Origin of the sequence: Blautia faecis, from assembly GCF_027662325.1 — a bacterium.
GTDB classification, from domain to species: Bacteria; Bacillota; Clostridia; order Lachnospirales; family Lachnospiraceae; genus Blautia_A; species Blautia_A faecis.
The window spans coordinates 161274-171608 of the sequence record NZ_JAQDKY010000003.1; the positions used below are offsets into that span (position 1 = coordinate 161274).

Annotated in this window: 7 protein-coding genes and 1 tRNA gene; 1 reads left to right on the plus strand and 7 read right to left on the minus strand. The window is 43.4% G+C overall.

The window, feature by feature from the left end; translation table 11 throughout:
* Nucleotides 1-50: 50 nt before the first annotated feature.
* Together PGQ38_RS03175 and PGQ38_RS03180 are read right to left on the minus strand one after the other, a co-directional pair.
* A complete protein-coding gene (locus PGQ38_RS03175; RefSeq protein WP_270430809.1) occupies nt 51-2384 on the minus strand; it encodes an ABC transporter permease in 2334 nt (777 codons plus the stop codon).
* A gap of 11 nt (nt 2385-2395) precedes the next feature.
* Nucleotides 2396-3094, minus strand: a complete 699-nt coding sequence (locus PGQ38_RS03180; protein ID WP_204454614.1) for an ABC transporter ATP-binding protein — start codon at nt 3092-3094, stop codon at nt 2396-2398.
* Between the two features lie 346 nt (nt 3095-3440).
* Here PGQ38_RS03180 and PGQ38_RS03185 point away from each other — a divergent pair, with 346 nt between their 5' ends.
* Nucleotides 3441-5345: a diguanylate cyclase domain-containing protein gene (locus tag PGQ38_RS03185; protein WP_204454616.1), complete on the plus strand. Its 1905-nt coding sequence runs from the start codon at nt 3441-3443 to the stop codon at nt 5343-5345.
* 177 nt (nt 5346-5522) lie between these two features.
* Here PGQ38_RS03185 and PGQ38_RS03190 read toward each other — a convergent pair whose 3' ends face one another.
* The 5 genes from PGQ38_RS03190 to PGQ38_RS03210 form a co-directional block, all read right to left on the minus strand.
* Entirely contained in the window at nt 5523-5780 is a 258-nt protein-coding gene (locus PGQ38_RS03190) for a hypothetical protein (protein WP_173719155.1), read from the minus strand.
* 195 nt (nt 5781-5975) lie between these two features.
* Nucleotides 5976-6049 (minus strand) — tRNA-Arg (locus tag PGQ38_RS03195).
* Between the two features lie 184 nt (nt 6050-6233).
* Nucleotides 6234-6680, minus strand: a complete 447-nt coding sequence (locus PGQ38_RS03200; protein WP_173719154.1) for a metallophosphoesterase family protein — start codon at nt 6678-6680, stop codon at nt 6234-6236.
* A gap of 249 nt (nt 6681-6929) precedes the next feature.
* Nucleotides 6930-8321 (minus strand): aminopeptidase, encoded by a 1392-nt coding sequence (locus PGQ38_RS03205; protein ID WP_204454617.1) that lies wholly within the window; start codon nt 8319-8321, stop codon nt 6930-6932.
* A 257-nt stretch (nt 8322-8578) separates the two neighbouring features.
* Nucleotides 8579-10309, minus strand: a complete 1731-nt coding sequence (locus PGQ38_RS03210) for an ABC-ATPase domain-containing protein (RefSeq protein ID WP_204454618.1) — start codon at nt 10307-10309, stop codon at nt 8579-8581.
* Between the last annotated feature and the right edge of the window lie 26 nt (nt 10310-10335).

Genomic DNA, 10335 nt, shown 5'->3' on the forward strand with positions numbered 1-10335 from the left:
ATAGAAGTCTGCCCCAATATCCTCCAATATTCTATTTTCTTATAATTCTCTTACTCCACATTCTTCAGCGCCACATCCATTGGAATCTTCTTGATCCTTCTAAATTGCAACAAGGCTACCAGCACATACGCTCCCATTCCCATCGCAAACATCTCCGGATAAACCGCTGGTTTCAGATATAAGGTCAGCCAGCCTGAGAAGGATGACATCAGATATCCGTAAATTCCATATATCGTCCAGGTAGACAGCAGCAGGCTAAGTAAAATGGACAAGATCACCACCCACGTAGTGGATGTAAGATACAGGCTGTTGATCTCCCGGTTTTCATACCCCAGAATCGTTACCATAGAAATGGCATTGGCATTTTTCTCAATGATCAGCTTGGTAAGCAGATAGATCAGGAGGGCAAACAGCACAACTGCAAATATATTGATCAGCTGGAACATTTCTCCCATAGACACATCCAGCTGACGGCTGACCTTTGTCAGATCGTCCTCCGTAATCGTTGTTGCGATCAGATTCTCATCCAGATCTGTGATCTTTTCCCTGGAAAAATAACCGTTAAAATAATCCTCCTTTTCCCCAAAGGTTTTCCTGTAGGAGGAAATCGGCATAAATACCGTCAAAGATGCCGGATAATCGTAGATTCCCTGCACTGTAAACTCATAAGTCTCACTTCCGTAAGCTTCCTTCAGAACAATGGTATCTCCGGTCTTTATCTTATACTTTTCTGCATAACCGTCAGAAATCAGAACTCCATCAGTTGGAAGTTCCGTGCTTACATACGCACTGTCGTCCGCGATTCCATAGACCGTTATGGTCTCTCCTTCCTGATCTGGCAATACATTTTTCATGGAATTCAGGCAGAATTTTTCTGCTGACTTCTCATTTGTTTTCAAAGATGGAGTAAGAAATTTCTGCAGCATTCCCATAACCGTATATTTCTCATCTTCATCTGGCTCCTCCGGTACATTCAGCACATACTGGTACGGCGCGATCATGTTCTTCAAAATTTCTTCCTGATAATGATCCAGAAGCGGCTTCATCATCATTCCAAAAAGCAGCAGTACATTTGCAAAAAAGATTCCAATAAACAAAGTCAGATAACTGGACTTATTCTGCAGGATAATACGAAGCCGGAAGCGGTTGAAAAACTTAAAGTCCGGAAGACGCACAGCTTTTTTCCGTTTGGAAGCAGACAGATCATGACGCAGGAATTTCAAAGGAGAAAGACGCAGTTTCCCTGAAATCAGAATCAAATTGATTCCCAGCATGATCACTACCGGAACCACTGTGGTCAATATAAATGCATCTGCATTCCAGCGTGTTTCATAGGTCGGCAGGCTGTAACTGCCATAATACATACCTGCACAAAGATTTTTAAAGGAGGTGTAGCCCAGCACGTTTCCAAGAACAGAAGCAACCACAGTTACGATCACCGGCATGGAAATATAGTGGACCAGAAGTTCTCTTCTGGAATATCCGGAAGCACGCAGAGTCCCGATCACAGAAGCTTCTTTTGTAATGGTATTATTTGTTGTAACTGCAAACACAAAAGCAATGATGACGATCAGAATATACAGCAGCACCTCCATCATAGCCTTATCACCGCCCATATCTTCACCGGTAAAAGTGATGGCCTGATTGGAATAGGCCGGGATAAAACCTGTCACATTTCCATATTTGACCAGAACCTCCAGAAAATCCTCTGACATGTTTTTCGCTTCAATATCATCCTTTGGTGCAGTCTCATACTGCCAGGAATAGCGGTACTCCAGATGGGTTGTTCCAAAAGCATCCGCACCTTTCTCGGTCATAATACCCACGCCAAATTTTACAGCATCAAACATCATATCGCTGTTATCGGAAAATAAACAACTGTAGTCAGGTAATGCCACCAGTCCGGTAACTGTCAGTTCTTCTCCTGCGATTTTCAGCTTGTCACCAACCTTCAGCTTGTTATTATCTGCATACATCCGGTCAATGGCAATCTCGTTCTTTGCAGCTGGCATTCCCCCTAACATCAGGCACACAAGATTCATATCGGTACGCTCCTGATAGATACGCATGGTTTCCTCTTCGTTTCCGTCCAGATCCGCATCTGTGGCCTCATCCCGATAAAAATTTTCGCAGATTCGTACTTTTCCATTTTTTTCAATTTTCTTTAAATCGCTTTCGCTGGCTTTCGAAGAAAGGGTAAAGTTGCCATGCTCAATGTTATATTTTTCGAAACCTTCGTCATAAGCAGCCAGCATACTGTCATCAGCCACAAGAAAGCCCGAGACAAAGCCTATGGTCAGTGTCATAAACAGAAAGATCACAATATATTTTCCGAAATCACTTTTCAATTCTCTTGGAAGACGTTTCCACAATGGATTCTTCATAGCGCACCGCCTTACCAGTCCAGATCGTCGGCTGCGACTTTGGACTCATTGAGATAGTTTTTGCGGATCTGACCGTCACGAAGCTTCACTACGCGGTCTGCCATATTCTTAATGGCATCGTTGTGGGTAACCATGATGATGGTATTTCCGTACTTCTGGTTGACCTGCTCGATCAGACGCAGAATTTCCTTGGATGTGTTGTAATCCAGTGCACCTGTAGGCTCGTCGCAGAGAAGAATGTCCGGATTTTTTACAATAGCACGACCAATGGCCGTTCTCTGTTGCTGACCGCCGGAAAGCTGGTTGGGCAGCTTATGTCTGTGCTCATAAAGCCCCAGTGTATGAAGCAGCTCGTCAATATCCAGGGCCTTATCGCTGAGATATGCGCCCACCTCAATATTTTCCTTTACATTTAAATTTGGGATCAGATTATACATCTGAAAAATATATCCCAGATGCTTCCGGCGGTAAAGAGTCAGCGCTTTCTCCTTCATATCTCCTGTTTTTTCCCCATCTATGGAAATATAGCCCTCATCTGGCTCATCAATTCCACCGATAATATTCAAAAGTGTGGATTTTCCAGAACCAGACGGTCCAAGAAGCACGCAGAATTCCCCTTTTTCCACAGAAAAATCAATTCCCCGAAGAACCTCTGTCCTGCTGTCTCCGGAACCAAAGCCTTTCTTCAAATCTTTAATTTCAAGAAACATCTCTTTTCCTCCCTGTAAATCATTATCGTTCATGAACATTTTTCATAAAAAACAATTACAAGCATTCATCATTCTGTCTTTTGTTAGTTTATGCTAACTTATATTTATCATACCTCTTTTATCCGGTTATGAAAAGGAGGGGAATTGAGAATAATTCTCAACATCTGCATTTTCGCTTTTTCGAAAATTATTTTGTTAAAAATCACCTTTACCAAATTTTTCTTCTTAATTTTTTACATATTTTTTCACAGAAAATGTGGCATTTCCATAAAAAATTCGATATAATATTCACAATGTTTATAGTTTTTCACAACATTGTGAAATCTGTTATTCGGGAGATTTTTGCATGAAAAAAATAGCACTTATTACAGATGGCTGGGGACGTTATGTAACCTATACCTGGATTCAGGGATATCGAAATTACATGGCTGCCCACCAGTCAGATATGGATTTATATATTTTTCAGAGCTTTGGGAATTTCAGTATGGATGAGAAGCATAATGCAGGAGAATATAACATTGCACGGCTTCCGGATTTTTCAGAATTTGACGGCATCCTTCTGGATCTTGCCACCGTGTCCCAGCCAGACCTGATTGCAGAGATAATTGAACGCGCGAAGCTCAGCAGCATCCCAGCAATTTCTCTTCTTGAGCAGATTCCAGGACTGTACCATTCCGGAATTGACAACTACGAAGCCATTAGCCGGATTGTTGAGCACCTGATCACAGAGCATGGATGCCGTACCTTAAATTTCATCGGCGGGCCAGAATTTAACAGGGAAAATCAGCTCCGTTTCAAAGCTTACAGGGATGCCCTTCTTCGCCATGGGATTCCTTTCGAGGAGCAGCGCGTGATCCATCATAATTATGAAATTGAAACCGGAATCCAGGCATTTTTCACATTTAAAGAGAAAAACCTGCTTCCAGATGCCTTTGTCTGTGTCAACGACAATACAGCTGTAGGCGTCTGTCTGGCCGCCAAGGAAGCCGGATATTCTATTCCCGGGGATTTTCTGGTAACCGGTTTTGACAACGAAGACAAGGCTTCCTATTATGAGCCCAGAATTACCACAGTAGGCTTCTCCAAAGCCGATATCATGGAAAATGCCCTTTTAATGCTGGAAAAAATCTGGAATGGAAATGCAGAGGAAACTTATATATACGCACCTTTCACCTACGTTTTTCAGGAAAGCTGCGGCTGTGTTTCCCAGAATCCACCTGACCGTGGAGAGTATGTAATCAAGCGCATCGTTGCAGAAGCACGTCAGAGCGATATGCAAAACTGGATGATGGATCTGAACCGTGTTCTCCTGGACTGTGCAGGATACACAGAGCTTGCAGGACGTATGCAGAACTGGCTGACAAAGCATGGTTGCGGAAATATTTATCTGTTTTTGAACCCGGATATCTTTATGAGCGAAAATATAGATGCACTGCCTGAGCTTCCGGAGGATACTTATCAGACAGAAGGATACCCGGAGGAGATGGCACTGGTTTACCCGCCCCTGGATGGTACGAACCGGCTTCACCTTAATCTGAAAGAAATTCTTTCACTTCCACAGGCAGAAGCTACCAGAGGACAAAATATTTACCAGTTCTGTCCTCTGCATTTTCGTGAACGGGAGATTGGCTTTCTGATCATCACCAATTGTGATTATCTTCTGGAGCATCAGTTCCTGTTCGAAACCTTAAATGCACTCCAGACTTCCATGGAAGCCCTGTATGCAAGACTTACCCTGCGTAAAATGAACAAACAGCTTTCTCAGCTTTACATCCATGATTCTCTCACCGGACTCTACAACCGGATGGCTTACGAGAAGCTTGCCATGCCTCTTTTCCATCAGTGCATGCAGAAAAATCAGCCAGTTGGAATCATGTTTGTGGATGCAGATCACCTGAAATATATCAATGACACCTTTGGGCATGATATGGGAAATCTTGCTATCAGCAGCATTGCTTCCGTCCTGCGGCAGCACTGTCCGGCAGAGTCCGTTTCCATACGCTATGGAGGAGATGAATTCGTATGCGTGATTCCTGATTATAATAAACAGAAAATACAGGAGCTGGCTCATACCCTTCTGGATTCTCTGGAAGTGTTTTCTGCCAACAGCCGTGTGGGATTCCCCATTGAAGCAAGCATCGGATGGGTAATTGCCGATGATCCGGGGCTGACCTTGAATGATTATATCAATCTGGCAGATGAGAAAATGTATTCTGCAAAAAAAGCGCGGAAGGCTGAGCGAAAGATTTGATCTGGAGCTTTATCTTGTTTCTGACAAGAATCCCGCCACAATAAGTATCAGATTCAGGCTATGTCGGTGTTTTCATTTTGATCTGATATATTCTATGAATATAAATAACATGTTTTAACGCCTAAAAAGACACCAGATTCGTTCAGGAAAATCTGGTGTCTTATAAAAAATACCGTATCATTTTTGAATCGCAAAACGTGCTTGCTCCAGATTTTTCCTGTCTACAAGTATTTCGTACTGCTTGGCTTGCTCCGCTGGATTTCCTGCACTTCCCACACGTCCCCGAATAGTTCCGCTGCCTGTCCATTCTCCCAGCTGATCTTTTACTTTGTACTTATACTTGATATTCTGACTATCCAGAATATCCCGGATCTCATTAAATCTTTTCAAGTCTGTGCCAATCCATAGGCTTTCTGAATTAAGTACTGTGAACATTTTTCCTCTCTCCTTCCGCGAACTTTAATTCACTCAATAATTTTTCCGAACAAGCTTCACGCTTTTGTTTGAATTACCGTACCATAATTATAGTATTATTTCAATATTGGATTTATATTTCTTATTACCCGCGGTCTGATTTTGTGTACAAAAAAACAGAACCATCGATTTCTCAATGATTCCGCTTCTCAATTACGTGTGTTAGAGGATTCGAACCCCCGGCCTTTTGGTCCGTAGCCAAACGCTCTATCCAGCTGAGCTAAACACACATTTATTACTTGTGAAGTATTTGTCCCTCACAACAATGGATATTCTACACGATACCTGTGGTTTTGTCAACACCTTTTTGAAATTTTTTTAAAATATTTTTTTATAGGTATTTTTTGCACGATTGGTACTATTTTAAAGACTCTATCAGAGCTCTCTAACTTCTTCCAGCATGACGGTGCCTCCCTATCTCCTGGCTTTCTTCGCCTGCCAGTTCAGCACTGCGCCAATCATATAAATAGCCGGGAACATCAGCATTCGGATCACGGAAGCCGGATCGAAATCTCCGAAGATCATAGTAACGATCACTTCTGCCACAACCTCTGCAATAAGAAGGCCTCCCATTCCCACACAAAGGCCTGCATTCTCCACCTTACCAGCCTGTTTCACACCAACCACGCCAGCTGCCAGATAGATTACTCCTGCCACCAGAACCATCACATTGCTTGCAACCAGCTGGCTGTAAGTCATACCGTTCTGATTCAGATATTCTACAACTGCGCTGTCACTACTGCCCTTCATAACCAGAGAAAGCGTGTTTCCACTTCCAAATGCCAGCAGAACGCCAAGAAACAGAAGAAGCATGCCGCCAACCTTCAGGATTGTCTCTCCCGGTGCCTGTTTTTTTAACATAATCCAATACTCCTCATTTCGTAGAATTTTCAAAATATTACAAACACAGCCCCCGCTCCCAAAAATAAAAAGCCCGAAACAGAGTCCCAAAGGCTCTCTGTAAGTTTTCAAACAGCTTCTGACATCTTTTTAATAAAAATCACGGACAGACCTAAAACGTCTGTCCGCTAATTTCAAATTATCCGTAGTTCAAGAAACTATTTTCCTAGAGCATGTTTGAAAAAGGCTCTAGAGCGTCAAAGCACCTGCTTACGCATCCAGAAGAAACGCCTTATAAGCCTTCTTCGCCTCGTAAACATCCGCCTTGCTGGTAACCTCCCACGGTGCATGCATACTGAGAACAGAAACACCACTGTCGATTACTTCCATACCATAAAGAGCTGCGATAAAAGCGATGGTTCCGCCGCCGCCTACATCAACCTTACCAAGCTCAGCTGTCTGGAAGCAAACCTTATGGTCGTCAAAAATTCTGCGGACTCTTGCCACATACTCTGCATTGGCATCATTGGAGCCGGATTTTCCACGGGCACCTGTAAACTTGTTGAGAACGATACCTCTTCCAAGATACGCAGAGTTCTTTTTCTCAAAAGCTTCTGCAAATGCAGGATCATAGCCGGCACTTACATCTGAGGAAAGCATGCTGGAATTCTTCAGCGCCTTTCTCAGTCTGAGATCTGAATACTGTCCCATTGCATCCAGGACCTCTGCTACACTGTTCTCAAAGAAACGGGACTGCATACCAGTTGCTCCCACGCTTCCGATTTCTTCCTTATCTACAAGGAGACAGCAGCTTGTACGCTTCGGTGCTTCCATCTCAAGAAGAGCCAGAAGGGAAGTATATGCGCAAACTCTGTCATCCTGTCCATAACCCGCGATCATGCTGCGGTCAAGACCACAGTCACGAGCCTTGCCAGCTGGAACGATCTCAAGCTCTGCGGAAAGGAAATCTTCCTCTTCCACACCGTATTTCTCGTTCAGAATACGAAGTACATTCTCCTTAACAGCCTCTTTCTTCTTGTCATCTGGAAGATCCTTCAGTGGCTGGCTTCCAATCAGGATATCCAGCTTCTCACCCTCAACAACCTCGGAAGCCTTCTTCGCCATCTGCTGTCCTGCAAGATGGATTAAAAGGTCTGTGATGTAAAGAACCGGATCGTCCTCATCCTCGCCAACAGTTACATTTACAACTGTGCCATCCTTCTTCACAATTACGCCATGCATTGCCATTGGAAGAGCAACCCATTGATATTTCTTTACCCCACCGTAGTAATGAGTGTCAAGATAAGCCAGATCCGTATCCTCATATAACGGATTCTGCTTAATATCCAGTCTCGGAGAATCAATATGAGCACAAAGGATATTCATACCCTGTGCCAGATCATCCTCTCCAATATGATACAGGGCAATGATTTTCTGCATTCCGACCTGGTAAACTTTATCTCCTGCTTTCAGATCTTCGCCATTTTTCACCTTTTCTTCAAGGGAAACATAGCCTGCTTCCTCAGCCTCTTTCACAATCTGTGTGATACATTCACGTTCTGTCTTTCCTACATTTAAGAAATGACGATATTTCTTTGCCACAGTTTCCAGATCCTGCATATCAGCATCTGAATATGTGAGCCATGCGTTTGGACGTTCCATAATCTATATCCACCTTTCTCCTGTTTTCATTTTACACAGGGAAAATAATCCCTGTGTTTTCCTCATCCAAAATTCATTATAGCGTATAACCAGGTAAAAAGCTACCGGCAAATAGGTTTTCTTGCACAAATCTTTTTCTCTTTATTACTATTTGCGGCCTGACTCGTAATCACACCTTTATCCCTGAAAATTTCTCTGTTCTCTTGCCGCGCAGTCCAATACTTTGCACTGCCTTTTTTGATATATCCAAATCCGGTTCAAGGTCTCCTGTATCGGTTAAAACAAGCATATACTTCCTGTCGTCTTGGCACTGCATAGCCGCAGGAAGTATAGCCTTCTGACAGAAAAGACAGCCCTTCTTTTTCCAATTTACTGCAAAGCAGCTCCACAATTTCCGGCAGTGTCCTTTTCCCATCGATCAGCTTTTCCACTGCATATTTCAGCAATGCGCCTAAGGCTCCCGTCTGCTCACTGTCAATCAGCTGTTCCATATACCGCAGATCCACATCCTGTTTTCCAATGGAAAAACCATCTCTGCCATGTACCTTTACTTTCAGCCTTTCCGGCTTATCCTGCGCCTTAAAATGACCGTAATAATCCTTCTTGGAACTGTTCAACGGCGTATTTTTTGACATGATGCGATGGCTTTGTGGTACTTTAAATCCAGCTGCCGTATTCTCATTTAAAGGATAATCCCTGCAAAGTTCCCGGACTTTTTCTGTGATATCTACCGGCATATAATTGTCCATCTGGATCACGGTATCTGCAATATGGAAAAAAGCCCCGGAGCTTCCGGCAACCAGAATTGTGGAAATCCCCTCCTTTTCATATAGATCCCGGGCACGTTCCAGAAATGGGGTGATCGGCTCTTTTTCCCGGCTGATCACATGCTGCATAAAGGCGTCGCGCACCATAAAATTAGTAGCAGATGTATCTTCATCCAACAGAAATACCTTGCTTCCCGCCTCTATTCCCTCCACGATTCCTGCTGCCTGGGAAGTACTTCCGCTGGCATCTTCCGTAGAAAAACAGGTGGTATCTTTTTTATTGGGAAGGTCATTTATAAACAGGGAAATATCCACATCTTTCACAAATCTGCCATCCTCAGAACGCAGCTTCTGGGCTGTGGAATCCGTGATCACATACTCTCTTCCATCTCCCTGGATGTGGTTATACACGCCCAGTTCCAATGCATTCAGAAGGGTAGATTTGCCGTGATAACCACCACCAACGATCAACGTGATTCCCTTAGGAATTCCCATTCCGGTTATTTTTCCCTTATGGGGAAGCGCCATAGTCACCCGAAGACTTTCCGGCGAAGAAAATGTCACGCTCCCTTTCATCGGCTTAGATGAAATACCACTCTCTCTTGGCAGAATCGCGCCGTCATTTACAAAAGCAACCAGGGAACGCTTCTTTAATTCTTCCCTGATATACGCCTGATCTTCTGCCAGGAAAATAGTATTTTCCAAATCTTTTCCACTTAAATTTCTGTATACAAATGCTTTTTCCACACAAACCGGCAGAAATTCAAAGAAAATTTTTTCCAGCTCTCCCGCATTTATGGTACGTCCATTTGCCGGAAATCCTACAAAAAACCGGACGGTAATCCCCTGCTCTGTAATCTCACAGGCCGTTCGCTCCAGCACCTCCTGACCGCATCTGGTCACAGAAATAAGTCCACTTTTTCCAGAGCCTTTTGCCCGAAAAGTATAGCGGTTCACCTGCTGTTCAAACTGTCTGGTAAGATAGTCTGCCAAAGTAATTCTGGTCAGTTTATCTTTATAGTATTCCGCTGGAAATCCAGCTTCTCTGTGAAAAATTTTCACACTGATATGGGACGGTGACGCAAATGGATCGCCCTGTACATGATCAATTGACAAAACATATTTGTTAAACTGATATGCCCCTTTCAGGGATTTATAGGCAGGATAGCTCTTCCGATTGATGGAATGAAGCATGTCCTGCAGCTGATTTGATGACTGCATAAGTACCTCCCATAATAATCTTTGTT